This is a genomic window from Nocardia sp. NPDC049526, assembly GCF_044465765.1.
Classification (GTDB): domain Bacteria; phylum Actinomycetota; class Actinomycetes; order Mycobacteriales; family Mycobacteriaceae; genus Nocardia.
In genome coordinates, this window is record NZ_JBITMA010000014.1 from 65,841 (window position 1) to 90,533 (window position 24,693).

The 24,693-nt window shown below is 65.2% G+C and carries 28 protein-coding genes and 2 pseudogenes; 16 read left to right on the forward strand and 14 right to left on the reverse strand.

Features of this window, described 5'->3' with window-relative positions; translation table 11 throughout:
* The first annotated feature begins 157 nt into the window (after positions 1-157).
* Entirely contained in the window at positions 158-1,345 is a 1,188-nt protein-coding gene (locus ACIBW7_RS34385; protein WP_397053720.1) for an acyl-CoA dehydrogenase family protein, read from the forward strand.
* A 38-nt stretch (positions 1,346-1,383) separates the two neighbouring features.
* On the opposite strand, the gene ACIBW7_RS34390 is transcribed toward ACIBW7_RS34385, so the two are convergent.
* The 6 genes from ACIBW7_RS34390 to ACIBW7_RS34415 form a co-directional block, all read right to left on the reverse strand.
* Positions 1,384-1,605, reverse strand: a complete 222-nt coding sequence (locus tag ACIBW7_RS34390; RefSeq protein WP_397053722.1) for a hypothetical protein — start codon at positions 1,603-1,605, stop codon at positions 1,384-1,386.
* A gap of 66 nt (positions 1,606-1,671) precedes the next feature.
* Positions 1,672-2,685, reverse strand: a complete 1,014-nt coding sequence (locus tag ACIBW7_RS34395) for an Rpn family recombination-promoting nuclease/putative transposase (protein WP_397053724.1) — start codon at positions 2,683-2,685, stop codon at positions 1,672-1,674.
* Positions 2,686-2,853: 168 nt separating this feature from the next.
* Positions 2,854-3,024 carry a hypothetical protein gene (locus ACIBW7_RS34400; protein WP_397053726.1) on the reverse strand — a complete coding sequence of 57 codons (171 nt, stop codon included), beginning with the start codon at positions 3,022-3,024 and terminating at the stop codon, positions 2,854-2,856.
* Between the two features lie 15 nt (positions 3,025-3,039).
* Complete coding sequence (locus ACIBW7_RS34405) at positions 3,040-3,294, reverse strand: hypothetical protein (protein WP_397053728.1); 255 nt, start codon at positions 3,292-3,294, stop codon at positions 3,040-3,042.
* Positions 3,295-3,313: 19 nt separating this feature from the next.
* The gene (locus tag ACIBW7_RS34410) at positions 3,314-3,655 is read right to left on the reverse strand and encodes a hypothetical protein (protein ID WP_397053730.1); all 342 of its coding nucleotides are present in this window, start codon (positions 3,653-3,655) and stop codon (positions 3,314-3,316) included.
* Positions 3,655-3,960 (reverse strand): hypothetical protein, encoded by a 306-nt coding sequence (locus ACIBW7_RS34415; protein WP_397053732.1) that lies wholly within the window; start codon positions 3,958-3,960, stop codon positions 3,655-3,657. Before ACIBW7_RS34415 ends, ACIBW7_RS34410 begins: the two co-directional genes overlap by 1 nt.
* A 316-nt stretch (positions 3,961-4,276) precedes the next feature.
* On the opposite strand from ACIBW7_RS34415, the gene ACIBW7_RS34420 reads away from it, so the two are divergent.
* Together ACIBW7_RS34420 and ACIBW7_RS34425 are read left to right on the forward strand one after the other, a co-directional pair.
* Entirely contained in the window at positions 4,277-5,164 is an 888-nt protein-coding gene (locus ACIBW7_RS34420) for a helix-turn-helix domain-containing protein (RefSeq protein WP_397053734.1), read from the forward strand.
* Entirely contained in the window at positions 5,161-5,373 is a 213-nt protein-coding gene (locus tag ACIBW7_RS34425; RefSeq protein ID WP_397053736.1) for a DUF397 domain-containing protein, read from the forward strand. The genes ACIBW7_RS34420 and ACIBW7_RS34425 overlap by 4 nt, the downstream gene beginning before the upstream one ends.
* Positions 5,374-5,878: 505 nt before the next feature.
* Here ACIBW7_RS34425 and ACIBW7_RS34430 read toward each other — a convergent pair.
* Positions 5,879-6,688: an NAD(P)-dependent oxidoreductase gene (locus tag ACIBW7_RS34430; protein WP_397053738.1), complete on the reverse strand. Its 810-nt coding sequence runs from the start codon at positions 6,686-6,688 to the stop codon at positions 5,879-5,881.
* Positions 6,689-6,860: 172 nt separating this feature from the next.
* Here ACIBW7_RS34430 and ACIBW7_RS34435 point away from each other — a divergent pair, with 172 nt between their 5' ends.
* The 5 genes from ACIBW7_RS34435 to ACIBW7_RS34455 all read left to right on the forward strand — a co-directional run bounded on the left by ACIBW7_RS34435 (position 6,861) and on the right by ACIBW7_RS34455 (position 11,320).
* Positions 6,861-7,682, forward strand: coding sequence for a mycofactocin-coupled SDR family oxidoreductase (locus tag ACIBW7_RS34435; RefSeq protein WP_397053740.1), 822 nt, complete (start codon positions 6,861-6,863; stop codon positions 7,680-7,682).
* Between the two features lie 22 nt (positions 7,683-7,704).
* Positions 7,705-8,433, forward strand: a complete 729-nt coding sequence (fabG, locus tag ACIBW7_RS34440) for a 3-oxoacyl-ACP reductase FabG (protein ID WP_397053742.1) — start codon at positions 7,705-7,707, stop codon at positions 8,431-8,433.
* A gap of 78 nt (positions 8,434-8,511) precedes the next feature.
* Positions 8,512-9,678, forward strand: coding sequence for an acetyl-CoA C-acetyltransferase (locus ACIBW7_RS34445; protein WP_397053937.1), 1,167 nt, complete (start codon positions 8,512-8,514; stop codon positions 9,676-9,678).
* Positions 9,675-10,082: a MaoC family dehydratase gene (locus tag ACIBW7_RS34450; RefSeq protein ID WP_397053744.1), complete on the forward strand. Its 408-nt coding sequence runs from the start codon at positions 9,675-9,677 to the stop codon at positions 10,080-10,082. Before ACIBW7_RS34445 ends, ACIBW7_RS34450 begins: the two co-directional genes overlap by 4 nt.
* A gap of 47 nt (positions 10,083-10,129) precedes the next feature.
* Positions 10,130-11,320 (forward strand): acyl-CoA dehydrogenase family protein, encoded by a 1,191-nt coding sequence (locus ACIBW7_RS34455; protein WP_397053746.1) that lies wholly within the window; start codon positions 10,130-10,132, stop codon positions 11,318-11,320.
* 155 nt (positions 11,321-11,475) lie between these two features.
* On the opposite strand, the gene ACIBW7_RS34460 is transcribed toward ACIBW7_RS34455, so the two are convergent.
* The 6 genes from ACIBW7_RS34460 to ACIBW7_RS34485 all read right to left on the reverse strand — a co-directional run bounded on the left by ACIBW7_RS34460 (position 11,476) and on the right by ACIBW7_RS34485 (position 17,298).
* Positions 11,476-12,246 carry an SDR family NAD(P)-dependent oxidoreductase gene (locus tag ACIBW7_RS34460; RefSeq protein ID WP_397053748.1) on the reverse strand — a complete coding sequence of 257 codons (771 nt, stop codon included), beginning with the start codon at positions 12,244-12,246 and terminating at the stop codon, positions 11,476-11,478.
* Between the two features lie 54 nt (positions 12,247-12,300).
* Positions 12,301-13,062, reverse strand: coding sequence for a crotonase/enoyl-CoA hydratase family protein (locus ACIBW7_RS34465; protein ID WP_397053750.1), 762 nt, complete (start codon positions 13,060-13,062; stop codon positions 12,301-12,303).
* A gap of 117 nt (positions 13,063-13,179) precedes the next feature.
* Positions 13,180-14,358: a thiolase family protein gene (locus ACIBW7_RS34470; RefSeq protein ID WP_397053752.1), complete on the reverse strand. Its 1,179-nt coding sequence runs from the start codon at positions 14,356-14,358 to the stop codon at positions 13,180-13,182.
* A 371-nt stretch (positions 14,359-14,729) separates the two neighbouring features.
* Entirely contained in the window at positions 14,730-14,918 is a 189-nt protein-coding gene (locus tag ACIBW7_RS34475) for a rubredoxin (RefSeq protein ID WP_397053754.1), read from the reverse strand.
* A complete protein-coding gene (locus ACIBW7_RS34480; RefSeq protein WP_397053756.1) occupies positions 14,915-15,769 on the reverse strand; it encodes a mycofactocin-coupled SDR family oxidoreductase in 855 nt (284 codons plus the stop codon). The genes ACIBW7_RS34475 and ACIBW7_RS34480 overlap by 4 nt, the downstream gene beginning before the upstream one ends.
* A gap of 65 nt (positions 15,770-15,834) precedes the next feature.
* Complete coding sequence (locus tag ACIBW7_RS34485) at positions 15,835-17,298, reverse strand: aldehyde dehydrogenase family protein (protein ID WP_397053939.1); 1,464 nt, start codon at positions 17,296-17,298, stop codon at positions 15,835-15,837.
* A 369-nt stretch (positions 17,299-17,667) separates the two neighbouring features.
* Between ACIBW7_RS34485 and ACIBW7_RS34490 the strand changes: the two are divergent.
* The 6 genes and pseudogenes from ACIBW7_RS34490 to ACIBW7_RS34515 all read left to right on the forward strand — a co-directional run bounded on the left by ACIBW7_RS34490 (position 17,668) and on the right by ACIBW7_RS34515 (position 22,779).
* Positions 17,668-18,887 (forward strand): annotated as a pseudogene (locus ACIBW7_RS34490) (CaiB/BaiF CoA transferase family protein).
* A gap of 85 nt (positions 18,888-18,972) precedes the next feature.
* Entirely contained in the window at positions 18,973-20,271 is a 1,299-nt protein-coding gene (locus ACIBW7_RS34495) for an amidohydrolase family protein (protein ID WP_397053758.1), read from the forward strand.
* A 4-nt stretch (positions 20,272-20,275) separates the two neighbouring features.
* On the forward strand, positions 20,276-21,784 hold the full coding sequence (locus ACIBW7_RS34500) for a class I adenylate-forming enzyme family protein (RefSeq protein ID WP_397053760.1): 1,509 nt from the start codon (positions 20,276-20,278) through the stop codon (positions 21,782-21,784).
* On the forward strand, positions 21,781-22,080 hold the full coding sequence (locus ACIBW7_RS34505) for a hypothetical protein (RefSeq protein WP_397053762.1): 300 nt from the start codon (positions 21,781-21,783) through the stop codon (positions 22,078-22,080). The genes ACIBW7_RS34500 and ACIBW7_RS34505 overlap by 4 nt, the downstream gene beginning before the upstream one ends.
* A gap of 122 nt (positions 22,081-22,202) precedes the next feature.
* A pseudogene (locus ACIBW7_RS34510) lies at positions 22,203-22,484 on the forward strand (LLM class flavin-dependent oxidoreductase); the annotation flags it as partial.
* 109 nt (positions 22,485-22,593) lie between these two features.
* Positions 22,594-22,779 carry a hypothetical protein gene (locus tag ACIBW7_RS34515; RefSeq protein ID WP_397053955.1) on the forward strand — a complete coding sequence of 62 codons (186 nt, stop codon included), beginning with the start codon at positions 22,594-22,596 and terminating at the stop codon, positions 22,777-22,779.
* A 65-nt stretch (positions 22,780-22,844) separates the two neighbouring features.
* Here ACIBW7_RS34515 and ACIBW7_RS34520 read toward each other — a convergent pair whose 3' ends face one another.
* Positions 22,845-23,354 carry a winged helix-turn-helix transcriptional regulator gene (locus ACIBW7_RS34520; protein ID WP_397053764.1) on the reverse strand — a complete coding sequence of 170 codons (510 nt, stop codon included), beginning with the start codon at positions 23,352-23,354 and terminating at the stop codon, positions 22,845-22,847.
* 101 nt (positions 23,355-23,455) lie between these two features.
* Between ACIBW7_RS34520 and ACIBW7_RS34525 the strand changes: the two genes are divergently transcribed.
* Together ACIBW7_RS34525 and ACIBW7_RS34530 are read left to right on the forward strand one after the other, a co-directional pair.
* The gene (locus ACIBW7_RS34525; protein WP_397053766.1) at positions 23,456-24,241 is read left to right on the forward strand and encodes an SDR family oxidoreductase; all 786 of its coding nucleotides are present in this window, start codon (positions 23,456-23,458) and stop codon (positions 24,239-24,241) included.
* Between the two features lie 25 nt (positions 24,242-24,266).
* On the forward strand, positions 24,267-24,632 hold the full coding sequence (locus tag ACIBW7_RS34530) for a nuclear transport factor 2 family protein (protein ID WP_397053768.1): 366 nt from the start codon (positions 24,267-24,269) through the stop codon (positions 24,630-24,632).
* Positions 24,633-24,693 lie beyond the last annotated feature (61 nt).

Genomic DNA, 24,693 nt, shown 5'->3' on the forward strand with positions numbered 1-24,693 from the left:
CAACGTCATAAGCATCCATCGCAGCAACCGATACATCGAGAACGAAGCTCTGGCACCCGGTCCACGCGGCCATGCCCGAGCGCTACCGAATTACATACCGCTGCCATTACAGTAATGTAATACACGCCAGCCGGGCGGTCAATCAGGAGGCCATGTCATGACGAGTTCATCCACCGGCGTCGATGTGGTCGCACCGGAGGATTTCCGCGAAATCCTGGCCCAGACCAGGAAGTTCGTTCGGACCGTTGTCGTCGGGCGGGAGCGCGAGATCGCCGAAGAGAACCGGATGCCCGACGAGATCGTCGAACAGGCCAAGGCGATGGGGCTTTTCGGCTACGCCATACCCCAGCAATGGGGTGGGCTCGGCCTCGATCTCGCACAGGACGTCGAGTTGGCGATGGAGTTCGGCTACACCACGCTCGCGCTGCGGTCGATGTTCGGCACCAACAACGGGATCGCGGGGCAGGTACTGGTCGGATTCGGCACCGAGGAACAGAAGTCGGGGTGGCTAGAGCGCATCGCGTCCGGCGAGGTGGTGGCCTCGTTCGCACTCACCGAATCCGGGTCGGGTTCCAACCCGGCATCGTTGCGGAGTACAGCAGTCCGGTCCGGGGCGGACTGGATCATCAACGGCGAGAAGCGATTCATCACCAACGCTCCCGTGGCGGATCTGTTCGTCGCCTTCGCGCGCACCCGCCCAGCCGACCAGAACGGCGCCGGAATCGCGGTATTCCTCGTGCCCGCCGACTCCCCCGGCGTCGAGGTCGGGCCCAAGGACCGCAAGATGGGACAGGAGGGCGCGTGGACAGCGGAGGTGCGATTCCAGGATGTGCGCGTAGGTCCCGAGGCGTTGGTCGGCGGCAGCGAGGACATCGGCTATCGCGCTGCGATGACCTCGCTGGCTCGCGGCCGCATCCACATCGCCGCGCTCGCGGTCGGCGCCGCGCAACGCGCGCTCGACGAGTCGGTGGACTACGCCGCGACCGCCACTCAGGGCGGCACCGCGATCGGACAGTTCCAGTTGGTGCAGGCCATGCTCGCCGATATGCAGACCGGGATCATGGCGGGCCGGGCGCTGGTCCGCGATGCGGCGCGCAGCTGGGTCGCGGGCGAGGACCGGCGCATCGCACCATCGGTCGCGAAGCTGTACTGCACCGAAATGGCGGGCAATGTCGCCGATCTGGCGGTGCAGGTGCACGGCGGCACCGGCTATATGCGGGATGTGGCCGTCGAACGCATCTACCGCGATGTCCGGCTCCTGCGACTGTACGAGGGCACCAGCGAGATCCAACGCCTGATCATCGGCGGCGGACTCGTCAAGAACGCTCAGCGCGGCCAGTTATAGCCCGAGCGTCGACAGCGCGACCGGTGCGGAAACCCCGCTCAGGCCAGAGCGTCGTCCAGGCTGCTTGCCGTGAGCACCCGCCCGGTCCACACCCTGAGCTGCTCCACCTCGGCATCACGAACAGCCTTCTCCACCGCGGCGGGCAGCCGACCGAACTTCAACGTCAACACCTCGATCAACGTCGCCGCCCGCCCACGTGCTTCACCGCGCGCTTCGCCCCGCGCTTCACCTTCTGCGCGCAACTTGTCAGCGGTAGTCACGATGACCCCCTTGGCTGCGGGCCGAGTCGATCGCTCGGCGCTGGGCGTAGTCGAGTGGCGCCCCACTCACGCCAGGACGTCGTCCAGGCTGCTTGCCGTGAGCACCCGCGCGGTCCACACCTTCAGTTGCTCCAATCCACCATCACGGATCGCCTGCTCAACCGACGCGGGCAGCCGACCGAACTTCAACGTCAACACCTCGATCAACGTCGCCGCCCGCCCACGTGCTTCACCGCGCGCTTCACCGCGCGCTTCGCCCCGTGCTTCACCGCGCGCTTCACCTTCTGCGCGCAACTTGTCAGCGGTAGTCACGATGACCTCCTTGGCTTCGGGCCCGAGTTGATCGGTGAGGGGATCGAGGTCGTCGGCATCTATATCACCGACGAACAAAATGTACTTCACGATGGCTCTGAAGGCCTGTTTCCCGCTTGGACCTGCGATAATGGCACGGAGTTCGGGGCGGAGGAGCAACAGTTGCGCGACCAGGTCGGCGTTACCCGACACAATCTTCTGCAGGCAGAGCATGACCTTGGCCGCGGGTGTCAGAGGCCGTCGCAGTAGTGCGGGCAGATCGACGGCATTGACATCATCGAGTACGTACCGCAACCGCGGCAGGTAATCCCCGAGCGCCGCCCGGATGTCGGCGTCGGCATCAATCAGATCCGCTACGTCCATCGGTGCCGTCCACCGGTTTCCGTTCGGGCCGACATGAACGACAACCGGAATGATCGGCGGCAACAATCGAGCATCGGACTGCGAGCGCAGGTAATGGCTCCAGATGTTCACAACGTATTCGAGCATTCGGAACGGCATCAGATTGTCACTGCGGCTCTGATGCTCCAACAAGATATAGACGAACGCGTCGCGACTGTCGAGGCGGGTCCGGAACAGCAGGTCACTCTGGCGGGACCGTAACTCATCGGACACGAACGTACCCGACTGCACCTCGAGCGTGGCCCAATCCAGGCGCGCCACAATCTCCTTCGGCAAAACCAGACGTAGTTCCGAGGCTGCCTCGGCGGGTCTGCCGAGCACATTGCGGAAGTAGGCGTCGTGGGGGTTCGACGGGTTCGCGGCCATGTGGCGCACCGTACTACCGCCCGCCGACACTGCGGTCGGGCGAATGGCGTTGCACGCCAGGCCGATCCATGCCCCGGGTTACTCCGCCCGCACCATCGACTCGAATTGTCGGACAGTTGTCAGCAACCCGAATTGTCGGTGCGTGGTGGCAGGTGACTGTCGGATGTGTCATTGGGACAGCCATTGCTCGATGAGGTCCAGGGACGCTGCGGAATACAGCGATTCGCCGTCTTCCGCGTCGAGCAGCGTCCAGCCGTGATCGCGCACCAGCAGGTAGCCTGCTCGTGCAGCCCGACTCGCGAGCTGTTGTACTCGGGCCGATTCCGGATCGGAAGTCACCGGATACCCCTTTCGCTAGATCGTTCCCTGTGAATGTTCTTGGGGGACAAAGAATTCAACCCAATACTCGTGCCGGATCGCGTCCCACAGCCGTGCGAGTTCCGGGAACCGCTCGCGCAGCTCGACCAGGTCGGGTGCGGCGGCAGGTGTCGCGGCGGACAGCAGCGGTTGCGATTCGGATAGGTTGCCTACCATCGTTATTCGGATGCGGTGGCGGTCGATCCGCCAGTCCGCCCGCCAGCCGTCGACCTCGGTGCGATGCTCGCTCATTGCGGACCCCGTCGAAGTGTCAGTCGATGCCGCGATCGTTCGCGCCCAGGCCCGGGACCGGCGAGGCCAGCTCGTTGAGCTTGTCCAGCACCTCGTGCAATGTGCGCAGAGTCGGCCCGCCCGGGGCGAACGCCTCGCTGTCCAACGGCGGGAACGCGATCCCCCGGGCGGCGGCCCGCTCGCGCGCGGTTACTGTTTGCGGGACGAGCCGTCCGGCGTCCATCAGTGTGTAGTACGCCGCGGCTTTCCACGCGCACCGATGACGCCTGCAGGTACGGTGTCTGCGCATCAGTGCGTGGGCCAGCTCGATATCCGCGTACTCGCAGATCTCCGGCAGGGTGAAGACGAGTTGCTGGTTCATCACGCCGCGCCCACCGCACAGTGTCCCGGGCGCGCCGTCCGGGCCCAAGTGGTTGCGGGACAGACGGTTTCGAGATCGAAGTCCGCGCACACCCGCGCCGGTTGATCGTTGACGTGAGCCAGGTCGAAGACAACGAGCGCGGCAACATCGAGCCCGCCCGCGATGCCGAGGGCATACCCGATCGGATCGGGCGCGTCCCGCGGGGGCCGTATCGTGTAAATGTACTGATAGCCCAACGACTGGGCGTGCCGCATTACGGCGCACGCGTGTCGGGGTGCGGCGAGTCCGGATACGTCACCGCGCACGAATCCGACAGCTTTCGGCCGGGCACATCGGCGCGTATCAGGTTCTGCCGCTTGCTTGTTCGTTATCATTTCGAACCTCCGGTCGGTACCGAGTCTTCGAACACCCGGCCTCGAATGGGATGGGGCGATCGCCGAGTCGGAAGGTGGGACTCGAACTACGTCGAGGCCTTTCGCTCGGGCGTAGCCACATCAGATCACTCGACCGCCAGAATGGCACTGCCGAATTCACATCTCTCCGAAAGTGATTCAAATCCGCAGGGAGCCTGCCACTATGGCAGTTGACCTCTGTCATTTCTGATAGTGCCAAGGAGCTGCGATGGTTGTTGCGGGACACACTTCACTGCCACGACGCCAGCTGGGACAGTTCGTCCGCCGACAGCGCGAGGCGAATACGTCGTTCACCCAGGAGGCGGTCGCGAAAGCGATGCAGTGGAGCCACAGTAGGTACGCGCGCTTCGAACGAGGAGAGCCCGGCAAGGTGCTGGATCGCGATCTCGTCGAGCTCGGCAAGATTCTCGAAATTCCGGACCATCAGGTCGCGGCCATGATCGAGCTGGCTCGGCAGGTGGCCGAAAAGACTTGGTACGACCCGTACAACGATCTCATTCGAGCCAACCTCGACGTCTACATGCGCCTGGAGACCGACGCGCGGTCGATGGAGATCTGGCGACCCGATCTGGTTCCCGGCCTACTCCAAACGGCCGACTACGCTGCCGCGCTGAATCGGATCTACTTCCCGAAGGAATCCGAAGAGGAACACGACCGCCGGATCGAGTTGAAGATGCAGCGTCAGAAGATCCTCACGCGCAAGAAAGCGCCGGTCATCGTGGATGTCGTACTCCACGAATGCGTCCTGCACACCATCGTCGGAAGCGACGCCATCACAGCGGCTCAGTGCCGACATCTGGCGGACATGAGTACCAGGCCGAATGTCTCGATCCGCATCCTGCCCTTCACGGCTGGCTTCCCGGTCGGCATGGCGGTCGGCCCTTTCATCATCCTCGACTTCGAGCCCAAAGCGAACGGCGTTGCCGAACCGACCATCGTCTACGTCGAGAACTACAACGGCGTCTTGTACCTTGAGGAAGAGGCAGACGTCGAGCGGTATCGGCGGGCGTCTGCAACGATCCAGCACACAGCGCTGGATGCAGTGGCCAGTAGGGCATTGCTGCGGCAAGTCGCACGGAAGGACTCGAGACAGTGAACGATGACCGCCTAGCGGGGGCAAAATGGTTCAAGAGCACCCGCAGTGCCGGAAACACCGAGTGTGTGGAGGTGGCATTCCTGGACGGGGGCGTAGGGGTTCGCGACAGCAAGAACCCGACCGGCCCGGCACTGGTATTCACTCCCAGCGAGTGGGACGCCTTCACAGCAGGCGTGCAAGACGGTGAGTTCACCCGCCCCACGGCGTAACAAGACCTGTTCGCGAGCAACGGCCTCGGTCCAACACGTAATGGACTGGGGCCGTTACTGTTTCCGCACCACCCGCTCGTCCGAATAGGTTGCCTCGGAATCGACCTGTGTCCCGCGCGTCCTTTGACACGCCGCGCGCGAAATCGCGGGGCTAATCCATACGGCGCGCGAATCAGTGCGCGAGACATCCCGAGGCGGGAGGGCCTGATGGCCACCATGTCAACCACGCCGCCCGATGGCCTCGATGCCATCGACACCGGCCGCCTCGACGATGCATCGAGATGGCGAATACTCGCCGTTCTGGTTCGGTCGAACAGCCGATCCCGCAGGTATTGACCGTCCGCGCCTATGCGCTCACCTTCTGGACGACGGCGGGGTCGGTGCTGGTCGCGTTCGTCATCGCGCCGCTCATGCGACACGGTCGCAAACCCAGCACCGCGGGGATCGTCGAGTGGCGGATCTGGTCGGGGCGGCCGAGATGCGTTGGCATCCGGCCGCTTCGGCGTCAGCCGAGGTCGAAGGGACCGTCGGCGATGACGGTGCCGAGCAGGCCGAGATCGACACCGAGATCGGAGGTCGCGGCGACACACGCCGCTACGTCCTTGCGCAGGAAAGGCGCCGCCAGCTGTTCGAATTTCGGAAATCCTCCGCTGCGCCGAATCGAATTCGCCGCATAGCTGTTACCGCTGCATGCCGCCAGCGCATCCAGCAAATCGTTGTCCTCGATGCCCAATCGTCTGCCGACGTCCGCCGCGAGCGCTACCAGCTGTGCACTCGCGGCGAACAGCGCGTTGTTCACCAGCTTCACGCCCAATGCGCTGCCGAGCCCACCCGTGGCGACAATCGTTCGGGCATAGGCTTCCAGCACCGGGCGCACTGCAGCCACCGCTGACGCCGGACCGCCCAGCAGCACCGTCAGCTTCCCCGCCGCGATATCTTCGGCCGAACCGCTCACCGGCCCGTCCAAGAGCACTGGTCCGTCCGGATGCGTTGCGGCCAAATCCTTTACCGTCGACACCACGCCCGTCGTATGCGACACCACGACGGTGTCCGGGCCCGCTGCCGCCAATACGCCGTCGGGGCCGCCGACGACCTCGACCAACTGCGCGTCGGAGAACACGCAGACGATCACGATATCGGCGGCCGCGGCAGCCGCGGCCGCCGAATCCACTACCTCCGCACCGCATGCCCGCAAGCGTTCCCGCACCGCTTCACGGCGCGCGTAGACCACCACCCGATAGCCGGCCCGCACCAGCCGAACCACCATCGGCTCGCCCATCTGTCCCGCACCGACAAACCCGATGACCTGCGACATACGCGTACTCCTCACTCGATCCACACGGCAACCCCCGGCTACGCTACCGTTGCACTTACGATAGACAATACGATATAGATTTCGGTGGATCGGCGATACGGCAACGAGAGGCCGGTTCTCCGCTCGCGGATATGATCCATCCGCATACGACGCCGCAGGCAAAGGAGAGCAAGTGACCAGCCGACTCACGGATAAGGTGGCGTTCATAACCGGAGCAGCGCGAGGTCAGGGCCGCGCACACGCGGTGCGCATGGCTACCGAAGGCGCCGACATCATCGCGGTCGATGTGGCGGGCCCGCTCCCACCCGCGGTTCCCTACGATTCGGCGACTCCCGACGATCTCGCCGAGACGGTGCGGCTGGTCGAAGCGACCGGCCGCCGGATACTCGCCTCCACTGTCGACATCCGGGACCTGGACGGATTGCGCAAGGCCGTGAACGAGGGGGTCGACTCCCTGGGTCGCCTCGACACCATCGTCGCCAACGCCGGAATCTGCATCCCCGAAACCTGGGACGCGATAACCCCCGAATCCTTCCGCGACGTCATCGACGTCAATGTCATCGGAACCTGGAATACCGTCGTCGCAGGCGCTCAGCACATTGTCGACGGCGGCCGCGGGGGGTCCATTATCTTGATCAGCTCAGCCGCGGGTGTGAAGATGCAGCCGTTCATGGTGCATTACACGGCCAGCAAGCACGCCATCACCGGTATGGCTCGGTCACTGGCGGCTGAACTCGGAAAGCACGATATCCGTGTGAACAGCGTGCACCCGGGTGCGGTCAATACGCCCATGGGCAGCGGTGACATGGTCGCCGCGCTGGGCAGCGCGCTCGAATCCAATCCGCAACTGGCGCATATGATCACCCCCTTCCTCCCGGCATGGGTCGCCGACCCGGAGGACGTATCCAATGCCGTGTGCTGGCTGGCCAGCGACGAAGCACGCTTCGTCACGGCCGCCCAGATATCGGTCGACCTCGGATCCACCCAGTACTGAACTCAGTCAAAAGGACATATCCATGTCGCTACTAGAGGGCCGCGTCGCCGTTGTCACCGGCGGCGCCCAGGGCATCGGACTCGCCATCGCCGAAACATTCGTATTGCACGGAGCGCGTGTGGTGGTGGGTGATCTGAATCCCGGTGATACACAACGAATTCTGAGCGAGGATGTTGCGCGTGCGGTTCGCTGCGACGTCACCCGGGCAACCGATATCGCGGCTCTGCTCGATACGGCACTCACCGAATTCGGCGCGCTCGACGTCATGGTGAACAACGCCGGAATCACCCGCGACGCGTCCATGCGCAAGATGTCCGAGGAGGACTTCGACGAGGTGATCGCAGTGCATCTCAAAGGCACCTGGCACGGCACCAGGCTGGCCGCGGCGATCATGCGGGAAGCCCAACACGGCAGCATCGTGAACATATCCTCGCTCTCGGGCAAGGTCGGGATGGCCGGTCAGACCAATTATTCCGCCGCGAAGGCAGGCATCATCGGATTGACCAAAGCCGCGGCCAAGGAAACGGCCGGACACGGTGTCCGGGTCAATGCGATCCAACCCGGGTTGATCCGTTCGCCGATGACCCTGGCTATGCCCGAACACGTATGGGCGCAGAAGATGTCCGAGATTCCGATGTCGCGCGCCGGTGAGCCGACCGAGGTAGCGAATGTCGCGCTGTTCCTCGCCTCGGACCTGTCCTCCTACATGACGGGCACCACCTTGGAGGTGACCGGTGGGCGTTTCATGTAGCCGCCCGCGGACCGCTCCCTGCTCCTGGAGACGAATTCCATGCGTGAAGTTGTGATCTGAGAACCCGTCCGCACCCCCATCGGACGCTACGGTGGCTCGTTCCGGTCACTCAGTGCTGTCGACCTCGGCGTCGTCGCATTGCGAGGTCTGTTGCGGCGCACCGGAATCGACCCCGAACTCGTCGAGGACGTCGTACTCGGCCACTGCTATCCGAACAGCGAGGCCCCCGCCATCGGCCGCGTGGTCGCACTGGATGCCGGGTTGCCCGTGACGGTCGGCGGGATGCAGATCGACCGTCGGTGCGGTTCCGGTCTGCAGGCAGTCATCCAGGCCGTGCTGCAGGTGCAGAGCGGCGCCAACGACGTGGTCGTCGCGGGTGGCGCCGAGAGTATGAGCAATGCCGCGTTCTATTCGCTCGATATGCGGTGGGGCGGTGCACGCGGGGGCGTCCAAGTGCACGACGGTCTGGTCCGCGGCCGCGAAACGGCGGGCGGACAACATCATCCGGTCCCCGGCGGCATGTTGGAGACCGCGGAGAATCTGCGCAGAACCTACGACATCACCCGGGTGGAGCAGGATCGACTCGCGGTGCTGTCGCACCAACGCGCAGTCGCGGCACAGCACAGCGGTGCGAGCGCCGAGCAGATCATCCCGATCATCCTGCCCGGTACGGAAACCCGGATCGAGATCGATGAACACCCCCGCGCCGATACCACCCTCGAGGCGCTCGCCAAGCTGAAACCCGTTCGCGCACGGCTCGATCCGGATGCCACAGTGACGGCGGGCAATTCCAGCGGCCAGAACGACGCCGCCGCGATGTGCCTGGTCACCACGCGCGACAAAGCCGAGCAACTCGGGCTCACCCCGCTGGTCACCCTCAAATCCTGGGCGGTGGCCGGAGTGCGACCCGACATCATGGGCATCGGACCGGTGCCCGCGACCGAGGCGGCGCTGAGCCGGGCCGGGCTCACCCTCGCCGATATCGACCTGATCGAACTGAACGAGGCGTTCGCCGCACAGGCCCTGGCCGTTTTGCGCGAGTGGAAGTTCGGCGAGCAGGATCTCGAACGCACGAACGTGCACGGCTCCGGCATCTCGCTCGGCCACCCGGTGGGCGCCACCGGCGGACGCATGCTGGCGACCCTCGCACGCGAAATACACCGGCGCGAACTGCGTTACGGCCTGGAAACCATGTGTATCGGTGGCGGACAGGGTCTCGCCGCCATCTTCGAGAGGGTGGCATGACCAAGCGCGTATTCACCTCGCTGGACGAGCTGCGTGCCGCGGTCGGTGAATCCATCGGACCGGGCCCGTGGCTGACGATCGACCAGACGCGGATCGACGCCTTCGCCGAAGCCACCGGCGACGACCAGTGGATCCACGTCGACCCGCGGCGCGCCGCGGATGGACCCTACGGCGCGACCATCGCCCACGGCTACCTCACGCTCTCGCTGATCCCGCTGCTCGGCCGCGACATCTACGCCCTCGACTTCGGGACGGCCCGAATCAACTACGGCAGCAATACCGTTCGCTTCCCGTCGGCGGTCCGATCGGGCACCCGCATCCGTGCCACCGCGACCATCGCGGACCTGCGCGTCGAACAGTCGCGGGCACAGCTCACCGTCCGCTGGACCATCGACAACGAATAACAGGCCAAGCCCGCGTGTGTCGCGGAAACTCGAACGGTGGTGGTGCTGTGAAACTCGCACGAACGCACGGTCTTTCCGAGATCCAGACCGAAATCCTGAATACGGTCCGCACCTTTGTGGACAAGGAGATCATTCCCAGCGCTCAGGAACTCGAACACACCGACACCTACCCGCAGGCCATCGTCGACCGCATGACGGAGATGGGGCTGTTCGGCCTCATGATCCCCGAGGAATACGGTGGACTCGGCGAATCGCTGCTCACCTACGCGCTCTGCGTCGAAGAGCTGGCACGGGGCTGGATGAGCATTTCGGGCGTGATCAATACCCACTTCATCGTGGCGTATCTGCTCGAGCACCACGGCACTCCGGAGCAGAAGCGACACTTCCTGCCCCGGATGGCCACGGGCGAGATCCGCGGTGCGTTCTCGATGTCGGAGCCCGAACTCGGCTCGGATGTGGCCGCCATCCGCACCAAGGCGGTCCGTGACGCCGCGGGTGACTACATCATCGACGGCCGGAAGATGTGGTTGACCAACGGCTCGACGGCGACCGTGGTCGCGGTCCTGGTCCGCACCGACGAGGGGCGCGAACGCCCGCACGACAACCTCACGACCTTCCTTGTCGAAAAGCCCGCCGGATACGGCACGGTGGCGCCGGGCCTGACCATTCCCGGCAAGATCCACAAAATGGGCTACAAGGGCATCGATACCACCGAGCTGCTGTTCGACAACTACGCCGCAGCCGCGGACACGGTGCTCGGCGGCAGTCCGGGCGAGGGCTTCAAACAGATGATGGACGGCATCGAGGTCGGCCGGGTCAACGTCGCCGCGCGTGCCTGCGGAATAGCCCTCCGCGCATTCGAACTCGGCGCCCGCTACGCCCAGCAACGATCGACCTTCGGCAAACCCATCGTCGAACACCAGGCCATCGGCTTCGCCTTGGCGGAGATGGCGACCAAAGTCGAAGCGGCACATCTGATGATGGTCAATGCCGCCCGGCTCAAGGATTCGGGTGAACGCAACGACGTCGCCGCGGGCATGGCCAAATATCTGGCCAGCGAATTCTGCAATGAAGTCACCCAGGCCAGTTTCCGAATCCACGGCGGTTACGGCTATTCCACCGAGTACGAAATCGAGCGGCTGATGCGCGAGGCGCCGTTCATGCTGATCGGCGAAGGCACCAGTGAGATCCAGAAACGGATCATCAGCAAGGGTGTACTGCGCGACTACCGCCTCTAGGCACCATCGTTTTCGACCGACCGGCCCCGCAAGAGCAGGGCCGGTCGGGCAGTGTCGAACCCGCGCACGTGGCGCCATCGGCGGTGCCGAATCGAGCTGCCACCAACGAGGTCGCGCCTCATGGGTTCGCAGTGCGTTCCCCCTCGGAGGGCAACCTACCTCGGCTGGAATCGTTGCGCGCCATCGATCCGCACGACCTCACCGTTGATATACGGGTTTTCCAGCAGGTGCTGTGCGAGCGAGGCGTACTCGTCCGGTGCGCCGAGTCGCTTCGGGAAGGGCACCGACGCGGCGAACTTCGCCAGCCGCTCCTCGCCGAGGAAGTCCATCAGCGGCGTGTGGATGGTCCCCGGTGCGATGCTGTTCAACCGGATGCCTACCGAGCTGAGATCCCTTGCGCCCGACAAGGTCAGCGAGATCACGCCGCCTTTGGCCGCCGAGTAGGCGGACTGACCGATCTGGCCCTCGTACCCGGCGATCGAGCTCGTCATCACGATCGCACCGCGTTCCCCGTTCGGCTTGGGGTCCAGTTTCGCGATCCGCGCGGCGGCGAGGCGCAGCACGTTGTAGGTGCCGGTGAGGTACAGCGCGATGGTGTCGGTGAAGCCCTTCAGCGTGGCCGGGCTGCCGTCGCGGTTGATGACGCGCTCCAACACACCGAAACCACCGTGGGCGATCACCGCGTAGCGCAGCGTGCCGAGCTCGTCCGCCTTCGCGAGCGCGGTTTCGATGGTCGCGTCGTCGAGCACGTCGGTGCGCACATAGGCGACCTTGTTGCCGAGCTCGTCGGCCAGCGCCGTTGCCTTCTCGTCGTTGACATCGGCGATGACGACGGCGGCGCCCGCACCGTGCAACCGGCGCACCGTGGCATCACCCAATCCGCCGGCGCCGCCGGTCACCAGTACTACTTCACCTTCGAACGACACAGCGTCTCCTCACTTCATGGGTCGATTGTGGTGTGACACGTGAGCCGAAAGCCCTTACGTCCCGGTCCATTTGGGGGCGCGCTTTTCGACGAAGGCCAGCGCGCCCTCCTGTGCGTCCTTCGACTGGAACACCGGAATGACCAGTTCCAGCTGCTTCTGCCACATCTCCTCGGAGGTCCAGTCGCTGGATTTGACCATGACCTCTTTGGTCTTCGCGACGGCCAGGGGCCCGTTCGCGGTGATCCGCTCGGCCAGGGCCAGCGCTTCCTCGAGCGCCTTACCCGGCTCGGTGAGCGCATTCACCAGGCCGTAGGCCGCGGCCTCCTCGGCCGTGAAACTGTCACCGGTCAGCGCCAGTTCGACGGCCTTCTGATACGGGATGCGGTGCTGCAGCCGCAGCAGCGCGCCGCCCGCCGCGACCAAGCCGCGCTTGACCTCGGGTATACCGAATTTCGCGGTCTTCGAGGCGACGATCAGGTCGGTCGCCAGCACCACTTCGGTGCCGCCCGCCAGCGCATACCCCTCGACCGCGGCGATGATCGGTTTGACCGGCGGCTTTTCGGTGAAACCGAGTCCGCGCCCCGGCACGATCACGATCTCACCGGCCGAGAATGCCTTCAAATCCATTCCCGCACAGAAGTTTCCACCGGCACCGGTCACCACGGCGACCGACAGTTCAGGGCTCTCATCGAGCTCGTCGACCGCGGCGGCCAGTCCCTGACTGACCGCCGTATTGATCGCATTGCGCGCATCCGGCCGGTTGATCGTGATCACCAGTGTGCGCCCGCGGCGTTCCCGCAGAACCTCATCCGACACCGATAGCCTCCACTCGTATCGTCAGCCTTTGAAAAACTTACTATAAGCATTTCAGTATGAGCACCGCAGCCGGACGTCCGACCGCTCGTCGCGAGCCGGCGCCCGGCCGGAGCGAGGTCAGACCTCCACGATGAGCGCGCCACCCTGGCCGCCGCCCGCGCACATCGCGGCGACGCCGATGCCGCCGCCGCGCCGCCGCAGTTCATAGAGCAAGGTGGTCACCATGCGGGCACCGGAAGCCGAGATCGGATGGCCCAGACTGCATCCACTGCCGGAGAAGTTCACCAGTTCTTCGTCGAGTCCGTGCTCGCGGCACGCGGCGATCGGCACCGATGCGAAGGCCTCGTTGATCTCCCACAGCGCCACATCGGCGGGCTTCAGGCCCGCGCGGTCGAGGATCTTGCCGATCACCTTGCCCGCGGCAAGCCCATTGTCGGCCGGAGTGACGGCTGTATTTGCCCAGGCCCGCACCGTGCCGAGGACCTCGAGCCCCTCGGCCGCGGCGTAGTCGTCGCCGACCAGCGTCACTGCCGCGGCGGCATCGTTGATCCCGCTGCTGTTACCGGCCGTGATCGAGAAGCCCTCGATCTCGGGATGCAGCACGGGCAAGGCCGCCAGTCGCTCCGAAGTGGTATCGCGGCGCGGGAATTCGTCGACCGCGAAGTCGATCACCGAACCGTCGAGCTGCTGGATCTTCATCGGCACGATCTCGTCGACGAACTTCCCGGCATCGATCGCGGCCACTGCGCGCTGATGCGACCGCAGCGCCCACGCGTCCATCTCCGCGCGACTGATGCCGGCCTTCTTCGCCGTATTCCAGCCCACGGTGATCGCCATGTCCAGGGTGGGCGCGTCCGGGGTTTCCGGGTGCGAAGGCGGCATCCACGGCTCGATGAACTCGAGCTCGGCTCGGCCCGGCACCCGCCATCGCATCAGCGGCGCGGTCGACAGCGACTGCACACCGCCCGCGACGATCACCCGTTCCATTCCCGAGACGATGTGCGCGGCACCGTTGCCGATCGCGGTGAGGCTGCCGGTGCAGTGCCGATTGACCGCCTGGCCCGGCACGGTCAACATGCCGGCGGCCACGGCGGCGTGGCGTGCCAAATCACCACCGCCGTAATTCAATTCGGCGAGAATGACGTCGTCGACGGCGGCCGGATCGATACCGGCCCGGCGAACCGCCTCGGGCAGGATCGTGGTCGCCAGGGTTTCCGAAGGCACATTCGCCAGAGCCCCCTTGAATGATCGTCCGATCGCAGTCCGGACGGCACCGACGATGACGGGTTCGGCCATATCTCTCAACCTCTGAGCTATCGAGCCGCACCCTCGGGCGCAGCGTTCTCGAGTGTGTTCTTAAACATTACAGTTAGCAATACAGTACAGACCATCGTCGAGGAGCGCGTATGTTCGCTCGCGCGACGCGGTCACCGGTGGTACACCGAATCGCCTGCCGCGTCCGCCATCTCGACGAGATCGACACCGTCGCGATAGGTGCCGAAGAATCGTCGCCGATGAGGACGATGGATCCCGCGAAACTCTGCTGGTCTCCGCGGCAGTCGCTCCGGTGGTCCCGGTTCCGGCGATAACGACCCGCCCCCGGCGGGGGACGTGCCCACCCGTCGACCGACCACCATCCCTCACGGAACGGCTACGCGATGCGCCACTCATGGCACCTCTACCATTTCGAAATCGGACTTCTCGGCCCCGCAGTCCGGACACGTCCAGTCATCCGGAATCTCGTCCCACCGGGTGCCGGGCGCGATACCGTCGTCGGGCCGGCCCAGCTCCTCGTCGTATTCGAATCCGCAGATGACGCAGCGGAACAGCCGATAGGTGGTCGCGGTCTCGTTCATCGGCCTCTGCCCCATGGCACGGCTTTGACGAAACCGCCCGCATCTACCCGCAATTGGCTGCCGGTGATGTAACGCGCGTCGTCACCGGCCAGGAAGACAACGAGATTGGAGACGTCCTGCGGTTCGATGTACGGGATGGGCATCGCCTGCATCGCCGGGAATGCCACCTCGGCGTCCTCGCGGGTCGGCGCCTCCTTATCGGGCCGGAAGACCTTGTACATGCCCTCGTTGTGCAGCATGTCGGTATTCACATTGGTCGGATGCACCGCGTTGACCCGGATCGACTTCTTCGCCAACTGGATCGACAAGTCGTTGACATAGTGTGCGACAACCTGTTTGGCGAAGCTGTACGCCGAGCCACCGGGCCCCTGCTTGGTCGAACTGCCCAGCTGGGCCGCCAGCGATCCGGTCGCGATGATGGACGCTCCGGCACCGAGGTACGGAATGCTGGCCTGGATGACATTGAACACCCCGACCAGATCGGTATCGACGGTATCCGACCACGACTGCATGGTCTGGCCCTTGCCCATCGCGGAGATCCCGGCATTGGCAACCACGATGTCGAGCCGGCCGAGCGCCTCGACACCCGCCGCGATCGCACTCCAGACCGCGCTGCGTTCCCGCACGTCCACGATCACGGGATGGACACGGACGCCTTCCTTTTCGACCAGCCGTGCCGTCTCCTCCAGATCCTCCGGACGGGCCAGCGGGTAGGTATTCCCCTCGAGGTCGGCGCAGATGTCCAAGGCGATGATGCTCGCGCCCTCGGCGGCCAGATTGACCGCGTGCGATCGTCCCTGCCCGCGTGCGGCGCCCGATATCACCGCGACCTTGTTGTCCAATTTCCCCACGGGTTACACCCTTTCCGTCATTCAGTGGTGGGCCGCGCTCCGATAGTTGCGGCGCTGCGAATTCTTCAGTGCCGCCGAGGAATTCGGCTGCCGATGGTCTTGGTCTCCAGGTACTGCTGGAAACCCTCCAGGCCACACTGGCGGCCGACTCCGCTGTTCTTGTAGCCGCCGAAGGGGGCGTCCGAGCCGTAGAACATGCCGCCGTTGACACCGATCGCTCCGGTCCGGATGCGCCGCGCGATACCCACGCCCCGCTCCATCGATCCCGAGAGCACCGCGCCGGCCAGGCCGTAGGCACTGTCGTTGGCGATGCGCACGGCCTCCTCGTCGTCGGAGAACGGCATCATCACCAGGACCGGACCGAAGATCTCCTCCTGGGCGATCGGCAGGCTCGGATCGTCACAGACGAATACCGTCGGCTGGACGAAGTAACCACCGGCCAGCTGGGGCGGCAGGTTCTGCACCGCAGCCCCGCCGGTGACCAGGCGGGCGCCGTCGACACTCGCACGCGTGCACGCATCCAGGACGCGGCTGCGCTGCGCCGCGCTTACCACTGGCCCCACCAGGGTTTCCGGCAGGGCCGGATCACCGACCGGCACCGCCTCGAAGGCCGCCGCCACGCTCGCGACCATCTCGTCGAACTTCGACCGGTGCACGAGCATCCGGCTGGTCGCGGCGCATGCCTGACCCGCGTGCACGCAGACGCCGACCGCGCTGCGCAGTGCCGCCACCGGGTCGGCGTCGTCCGTGACGATCAGCGCCGACTTTCCGCCCAGCTCGAGAAATGTCCGCTTCATGGTGTCCGCGCCCAACCGCATGAGCGTGCGCCCGACCGCGGTCGAACCGGTGAACGAGATCATGTCCACCCGCGGATCGGTCGCCAGCAGTCCGGCGACCTCGTTGGACGGCGTGGGGACGACATTGACGACCCCCGGCGGAATATCGGTGCCCTCGGCGATCAGCCGCCCGAGTCGAGTGGCGTGCCACGGCGTATTCGGATCCGGCTTGAGCACCACGGTATTTCCCGCCGCCAGCGCCGGGCCGAGCTTGTTGAGCGCGACCTCCAGCGGGAAGTTCGACGGGCAGATCGCCGCGACCACACCCACCGGTTCCTGTATCACGGTGCGCACGTTGCGGTCACCGAACAGGCCACCGCCGTCGAGCACGCGCTCCCAGCCGAATTCGTCGATCAACCGCGACGGATAGCGCAGGGACTCCGCCAGCGGCCAGTCCAGTTGCGCATTGCGCAGCGTCATCGCCGGACATCCGGCCTCGGCGACGAGTTCCTCTCCCAACTCGTGCTTTTCGGCCTCCAGGGCTTGCTGCAGCTGATCCAGGCACCGCTGCCGCAGCGCCCGATTCGTCGACCAGTCGGTTTCGTCGGAGGCCCGCCGCGCTGCCGCGATCGCCCGCCGCATATCCGCCGAACCGGCGGCGGCCGTGCCGCCGAGCACCTCACCGGTCGCGGGGCTGACGTTGTCGAATGCGGCACCCGAGGCCGCCGCGACCAATTCGCCGTCGATGAGCATCCGGAATTCGGCCCGCTCGGCGGCGCGGTGCCCCAACTCGATAATGGGCACCGAAGTCTCCCCGACGATCTCGCTCACGACTGCACCCCGCCGACGCTCGGCTCCGCCGTACGCGAAGGCGCACTGTGCCGGTCGGTTCGCTCGCTCACATGTCCTCCTGATCATCCGGCATGCACCGGCAGCAGTTTCCGAGCGTCACCGCCGTCGCGCGCGGCAGACGGTGAGCTTCGGGAACGCGAGAAGCGACCCTGATCCCCTTTGGACGACGTTGTCCGAGGCCCGTCGGAATTACTCATCCTGGATGCTTAACTGTAAGCATTACCGTATATTACTTCAAGACGGCGAGCAATCGCAGGAAAGGGAGCTCCTATGTCGGGTCTGCTCAATGGCGTTCGGGTAGTCGAACTGGCGTCGTGGACGTACGTGCCCAGCGCCGGTGCCGCACTGGCGGATTGGGGCGCAGATGTGATCAAGATCGAGGACACCAGGGGCGGCGATCCGTGTCGCGCCCTGGTGGTCGGCGGCCTGGATCCCGCACGGTCGCCGGTGCAGGCCAACTACATGATGGAACTCGGCAACCACGGCAAGCGCAGCATGGGCGTGGACATCAAATCCGAGCGCGGACACGAGATCCTGGGCAAGCTGATCGCGAATGCGGATGTGTTCCTGACCAATTGGCTGCCCGCACCGCTCGAACGGGCCGGTTTGTCCATCGACCGGATTCGCGAATTCAACCCGAAGATCATCATCGCCCGGGGCAGCGGCCACGGCAGTCGCGGACCGGAACGCGAGCGCGGCGGATTCGACGGTGCCAGCTACCTCGCGCGCGCCGGCGTCGCCTACGCCCTCACCCCGCCCGACGCCGAATACCCCGTGGCCCAGGGACCGGCGTTCGGCGACCTCCAAGGCGGCATCACCCTGGCGGGCGGCGTCACGGCAGCCCTGTTCCACCGGGAGCGCACCGGACACGCGCCGATCGTCGACAGTTCCCTACTGGCGCAAGGCATGTGGGCGGTGGCACCGGATATCGCGGCGGCCGATTACTACGACATCGACCGGATTCCGCCGAACCCGGCGGGCACCGCCCTCAATCCCGCGGTCAACCGGTACAAGACTCGCGACGGCCGCTGGGTGCAGATGATGCTGCTGCAGGCCGACCGGTACTGGGGCGGATTCTGCGAACGCATCGGCCGAGCCGATATGGCCACCGACGAACGGTTCGTCCCACTGGCGAATCTAGTTGTCAACCACGAGACCGCCACCGCCGAGCTCCGCAAAACCTTCGCCGAACGCGATCTCGCCGAATGGCAGAAGATCCTCGCCGACGAACCGGGCGTGTGGGCGACCATCGCCAGTCCACAGGAGGTGCTCGACGACCCCAGGTTGCCGCCAACGGCTATCTGATGACATTGACCGACAGCGCCGGTAAATCCTACCGAACCGTCAGCGCCCCAGTGCAATTCGACGAAACTCCGGCACCACCGAGCCGCTCGCCGGAGTACGGCGAGCACACCGAGACCATCCTGCTCGAACTCGGCATGGACTGGGACGACATCGTCGCCGCCAAGGATTCGGGCGCGGTCCTGTGACCCAACGCCCTGCACCCATCTCGCAAAGGCCAACCATGGGCTATATTGTAAGCCATACTGTAAACATCCTCGAAGGAGTGTGGACGTGGATAAGAACGACATGATCCTGATCAGCGTCGATGACCACATCATCGAACCGCCGGAGATGTTCAAGAACCACCTGCCCGACAAGTACGCCGCCGACGCGCCGCGGTTGATACATACCGACGACGGCGCGGACATGTGGAAGTTCCGCGACATCGTGGTCCCCAATGTGGCGCTCAACGCGGTGGCGGGGCGGCCGAAAGAGGAGTACGGGCTCGAACCCGAAGGGTTGGACGAGATCCGGCCCGGCTGCTACGACGTCGACGAGCGCGTCAAGGACATGAACGCCGGCGGCATTCTGGCGTCGATGAACTTCCCATCGTTCCCCGGCTTCGCGGCCCGCCTGTTCGCCACCGACGATTCGGACTTCTCGCTGGCGCTGGTGCGGGCATACAACGACTGGCACATCGATGAGTGGTGCGGGGCCTATCCCGGACGCTTCATTCCCATGGCGCTGCCCGTTATCTGGGACGCCGAACTGTGCGCCGCAGAGGTGCGCCGATGCGCGGACAAGGGTGTGCATTCGCTGACGTTCACGGAGAACCCGGCGGCGTTGGGCTACCCCAGTTTCCATGACCCGTACTGGAATCCGCTGTGGCAGGCCCTGGTCGACACCGACACCGTGTGCAGCGTCCACATCGGATCATCGGGACGGCTGTCGATTCCCGCGGTGGACTCGCCGCCGGATGTGATGATCACCCTGCAGCCCATGAATATCGTGCAGGCCGCCGCGGATCTGTTGTGGTCCAAGCCCGTCAAGGACTATCCGGATCTGAAGATCGCACTGTCCGAGGGCGGCACCGGCTGGATTCCGTACTTCCTCGAACGCGTCGACCGCACCTTCGAAATGCATTCGGTGTGGACCCTGCAGGACTTCGGCGGCAAGCTGCCGTCGGAGGTTTTCCGGGACCACTTCCTGACCTGTTTCATCAGCGATCCGATCGGGGTGCGGCTGCGCAACGAAATCGGCATCGACAACATCTCATGGGAAGCCGATTACCCGCACAGCGACTCCATGTGGCCCGACGCGCCCGAGGCGCTGCACAAGGTGCTGCAGCGCGAGCAGGTGCCCGACGACGAGATAGACAAGATGACGCATCTGAACGCGATGCGCTGGTATTCCTTCGACCCGTTCGCCCATGTGCCGCGGGAGAAGGCCACCGTCGGCGCGTTGCGCGCCGCTGCCGCGGACCACGATGTCAGCATCCGAGCTCGCAGCCACAAGTCGACCGCGCCCGAGGAGAAGCTTCGGCAGTTCCAGTCGCAGATCAAAGCTGCCACCGCCCAGAACGCGAGCTGAGGTTTTGAGCATTTCGCTATTGCTCGACATGGTCGAGGCCGACGATCCCGATCGGCTCGCGGTGGCATCCGGCGCTGTTCGGGTCAGCACCGCGGAACTGGGCGCCATGGCCCGCGGCGCGGCGGGACTGATCGGATCGTCGGGCGTCGGCAACGTCGCATATGTCGGCACCGGTGGTGTCATGGTGCCTCTGCTGCTGTTCGGCTCCGCCCGAGCGGGACGCGCCTTCACTCCGCTGAACTACCGTCTCAGCGCGGCTGCGCTGCGCGAGCTGATCGACAGGTTGCCCGCACCGCTGGTGGTGGTCGACGCCGAATACGCCGAGGCGTTCGAGGGTGCGGGCAAACAGATCGTCGACACCGATCTGTTCCTGGCCGCCACCCGCGCCGCGGGCTCGGCGACCGAGATCGTCGAGGCCGCACCGGAGGACGTTGCGGTCGTGCTGTTCACCTCTGGTACGACCGCACGTCCGAAGGCGGTGGAGCTGACCCATGCCAACCTGACGAGCTACGTCCTAGGCACCGTCGACTTCGGCTCCGCCGAGCCCGGCGACGCCGCGCTGATCTGTCTGCCGCCGTATCACATCGCGGGCATCGGCGCGGCGCTGTCGAATCTCTACGCCGGACGAAAGATGGTGTACCTCAGGCAGTTCGAGCCACAGGAGTGGATTCGACTGGTAAACGACGAGCAGATCACCAATGCCACCGTGGTGCCGACGATGCTCGATCGGATCGTCAGCACGCTCGACGCCACACCGGTGGCACTGCCGACCCTGCGTACCCTCGCCTACGGCGGTTCGAAAGCACCGCTGCCGCTCGTGCGCAAGACGCTCGAGCTGCTCCCCGATGTCGGCCTGGTGAACGCCTACGGCCTGACCGAGACCAGTTCGACCATCGCTGTGCTCACCCCCGAGGATCACCGCAGCGCGCACCACGCCGACGATCCCGCCGTCGCGAAACGGCTGAGCTCGGTCGGGCGCGCGGTCCCCGGCATCGAACTGCAGATCCGTGCCGCGGACGGCACGATCACCGCCCCCGGTGAGACCGGCGCGCTGTTCGTCCGCGGCCCCCAGGTGTCGGGCTCCTACGCCGATATCGGTTCCGTGCTCGACGGCGACGGCTGGTTCCCCACCAACGATCTCGCCGCCCTCGACGACGAGGGCTACCTGTTCCTGGGCGGCCGCAGCGACGACACCATCATCCGGGGCGGTGAGAACATCGCACCGGCCGAACTCGAGGATGTGCTCGTCGAACACCCGCACGTCCACGAGGCCGCGGTGATCGGCGTCCCCGACCCGCAGTGGGGCCAGATCATCGTCGCCGTTGTCGTTCCGGCGCACGGCAGCAACCCGGAACCGGAACTACTGCGCGACCATGTCCGTGCCAACCTCCGCGGGTCACGCACACCGGACCGCATCGTATTCCGCGATCAGTTGCCCAGCACGCCGACCGGGAAAGTGTTGCGGCGCAACTTGATCGAAGAACTCACCCCGACCGTCGAGGAAGTATCGTGATCAACAGTGGCGCCCGGCTGGAAAGCCAGGTCTGCGAAACCCAGGTAATCGTCATCAGAGCCACCGACGCCCTCGACGGGCTGCGCTGCGGCGGCGTCCCGATGGTGCCCATCGGAGCCGAGAAGACCACTACCGACCTCGACCCGAGGTTCGCCGACGGCACCGCCCTCGGGAAACGGTACGTCCACGAGACCGGGGCCGAAATCCTCGTCACCCGACCCGGATCCGGCACGCTCGCCGTGCACGACACACCGTTGGAAATCGAGCAGGCCAAAGCACTGCCATCCAGCGACTGACACTCGCGCGGACCGGTATCCAGGTCGACCATGCCGACGACTTCGTCGACGCGGTAGCGGAAATCGTCGCGCAGGAACATGTGGGCCTCACATCGCATTCGGCGCCGAGGTCTACGGTTTCGATGCCGTCAGCCAACTCGGCTATCTGGCGGCCCGGCCCGCCACCCTCGAATTGGGCGCGGGCCGTGCTGCAGATCTTCACCCGCACCCCAACCGGTAAACCACTGAAACTCATCAATCGTCCGGTGCGGCAGCACATTCCCGTCGTCATGGCGGCGCTGGGACCCAAGAACGTCGAACTCACCGCCGAGATCGCCAACGGATGGCTGCCGGTCATGTTCCATCCGGATAAATTCGAGCAGATGTGGGGCGCGGGCCTGCGGGTCGGAACCGCCCGACGCGACCGGCACTGGGACCGCTCACGCTATTCGCCGGCCCCGCCTGGCCATCGGCCCGGGCGCGGAACGCCACTTCCCTGTCGTCAAACGGCAATTCGCGCTGTACATCGGCGGTATGGGCGCGAAGGGCAACAACTCCTACAACGAGTTGATGATTCGCTACGGCTACGCCGATGCCGCCGCACGTATCCAGGAACACTTCCTCGCCGGACACAAAGAACAGGCCGCAGCCGCCGTCCCCGACCAGCTGGCGCGGGAGCTGTCCCTCATCGGCAGCGAGGCAGCGCTTCGGCGTCGTTGATGAGGCGACATCACGCTGGCAGTGACCAACCGACGATACTGCGATTGTCGGGCGTGCGGCTTTGATCAGTCCGGCTTCGCGCGTGGAGGTATTCGGCCCTTGTAGCGATCGCGCATGGCAGGGCTGGCAGCGGGGCCGGAGGCGAAGACGTAGGCGGCGCTGTCGTCGAGGCGGCGACCGGTTTTCGCGTCGATGACGACGGGTTCCACTTCTTCGCCGGTCTCGGCGTCGACCAGGATCATGCTGCGTTCCGCGGGTGTGAGCCGCGCGTTACCCCACGCGGCCAGGGCCACGATCACCGGGCGCAGTGAGCGTCCCAGGTCGGTGAGTACATACTCATAGCGCACCGGATTGGTCTGGTACGGCCGACGCTCCAGCAGGCCGTCCGCGACCAGCCCCTTCAACCGACTGGTGAGCATGCTCGACGAGATGTTCAGGTTGTCTTGGAACTGGTCGAACCTGGTGTAGCCATCGAAGACATCGTGCAGGATCAGCAGCGTCCACCACTCGCCGACCTGATCCACTGTCGTCGATAGCGGACACTCCCGATCCTCTGCCCTGATACGACCGGCCAAGATGACAACCTCCCGAGTTACTGCTAAATTCAAAGTTAGTAACTTCTATAATAGCAGTAACTGAGGCATGTATTCAGCGGACCGCCCGTGAAAGGACTTCGATGACCGTATCCATCAGCGATTCCCTCGACGGCCGCCGCGCCTTGGTGTCCGGAGGGACCAAGGGCATCGGCGCGGCGATTGCGGCACGTCTACGCGAAGCGGGCGCCACTGTGCTCGTCACCGCCCGCAGCCGCCCCCAGGACGTCGAGGAGAAGACGTTCATCGCGGCCGATCTGAGCACCGCCGACGGCGCTGCGGCGGTCATTGCCGAGGCGACCGATCGCCTCGGCGGCGTCGACATCCTCGTCAACACCCTCGGTGGATCCAACGCTCCCGCAGGCGGATTCGCCGCATTGAGCGACGAGGACTGGGCCTGGGAGCTGAACACGAACCTGATGGCGGCGGTACGTCTGGACCGTGGATTGCTGCCCACCATGATCAAGGCAGGCAAAGGCGTGATCGTGCACGTCACATCAATCCAGGGCCGCATGCCGCTGTGGAACGGCACCCTAGCCTACGCCGCAGCCAAGGCCGCCCTCGCCACCTACAGCAAAGGATTAGCCAATCAGCTTGCCCCGCAAGGCATCCGGGTCAACGCCGTCTCGCCCGGCTTCACCCAGACCATCGCCGCAGACAATCTGATCGTCCGCATCGCCGACGAAGCCGGCATCAGCCGCGACGCCGCCCGTGGAAGGCTGATGGACTCACTCGGCGGCATCCCTCTCGGGCGCCCCAACCTGCCTGAGGAAGTCGCCGAACTCGTCGCCTTCCTCGCCTCCGACCGTGCCGCCTCCATCGTCGGCGCGCAGTACGTGATCGACGGCGGCACCATCCCCACCATCTGATCCACCACATCGCGAAGGAAATATCATGCGCGACACCCAGTCCCAGACCACCACCCTGGACTCGCTGCCCGAGATCATCATCCGCTACACGGGCGGACACCGCGCTCATGACAGCGCCACTACCATCACGGCATTCACTGATGAGGCCACAGTCGTCGACGACGGCCACATCTACCACGGCATCGCAGCCATCGAGCAGTGGCTCGGCCAATCCTCCACCGAGTACACCTACACAATCGAGCCCATCGCTGCCCAGGTCATAGACAACACCCACTACGTGGTCACGCAGCACCTCGAAGGCAACTTCCCCGGCGGAACCGTAGACCTCCGCTATCAGTTCACCCTCAACGGAAACGGAACCCTCATCGAACAGCTCACGATCGAGCCATAACAGGGGATGACAGGAGCTGGGTGTCGCGGCTGTCGAATTATGCTGCAGCGGCCGGGGATCG

Coding starts and splice junctions, on each gene's coding strand:
- ACIBW7_RS34385 (WP_397053720.1), top strand. CDS start 158: ATGACGAGTTCATCCACCGGCGTCGATGTGGTCGCACCGGAGGATTTC.
- ACIBW7_RS34395 (WP_397053724.1), bottom strand. CDS start 2,685: ATGGCCGCGAACCCGTCGAACCCCCACGACGCCTACTTCCGCAATGTG.
- ACIBW7_RS34405 (WP_397053728.1), bottom strand. CDS start 3,294: ATGAGCGAGCATCGCACCGAGGTCGACGGCTGGCGGGCGGACTGGCGG.
- ACIBW7_RS34410 (WP_397053730.1), bottom strand. CDS start 3,655: ATGAACCAGCAACTCGTCTTCACCCTGCCGGAGATCTGCGAGTACGCG.
- ACIBW7_RS34420 (WP_397053734.1), top strand. CDS start 4,277: ATGGTTGTTGCGGGACACACTTCACTGCCACGACGCCAGCTGGGACAG.
- ACIBW7_RS34430 (WP_397053738.1), bottom strand. CDS start 6,688: ATGTCGCAGGTCATCGGGTTTGTCGGTGCGGGACAGATGGGCGAGCCG.
- fabG (WP_397053742.1), top strand. CDS start 7,705: ATGTCGCTACTAGAGGGCCGCGTCGCCGTTGTCACCGGCGGCGCCCAG.
- ACIBW7_RS34450 (WP_397053744.1), top strand. CDS start 9,675: ATGACCAAGCGCGTATTCACCTCGCTGGACGAGCTGCGTGCCGCGGTC.
- ACIBW7_RS34470 (WP_397053752.1), bottom strand. CDS start 14,358: ATGGCCGAACCCGTCATCGTCGGTGCCGTCCGGACTGCGATCGGACGA.
- ACIBW7_RS34475 (WP_397053754.1), bottom strand. CDS start 14,918: ATGAACGAGACCGCGACCACCTATCGGCTGTTCCGCTGCGTCATCTGC.
- ACIBW7_RS34485 (WP_397053939.1), bottom strand. CDS start 17,298: ATGCTCATCGACGGCGAATTGGTCGCGGCGGCCTCGGGTGCCGCATTC.
- ACIBW7_RS34515 (WP_397053955.1), top strand. CDS start 22,594: ATGGGCGCGAAGGGCAACAACTCCTACAACGAGTTGATGATTCGCTAC.
- ACIBW7_RS34525 (WP_397053766.1), top strand. CDS start 23,456: ATGACCGTATCCATCAGCGATTCCCTCGACGGCCGCCGCGCCTTGGTG.
- ACIBW7_RS34530 (WP_397053768.1), top strand. CDS start 24,267: ATGCGCGACACCCAGTCCCAGACCACCACCCTGGACTCGCTGCCCGAG.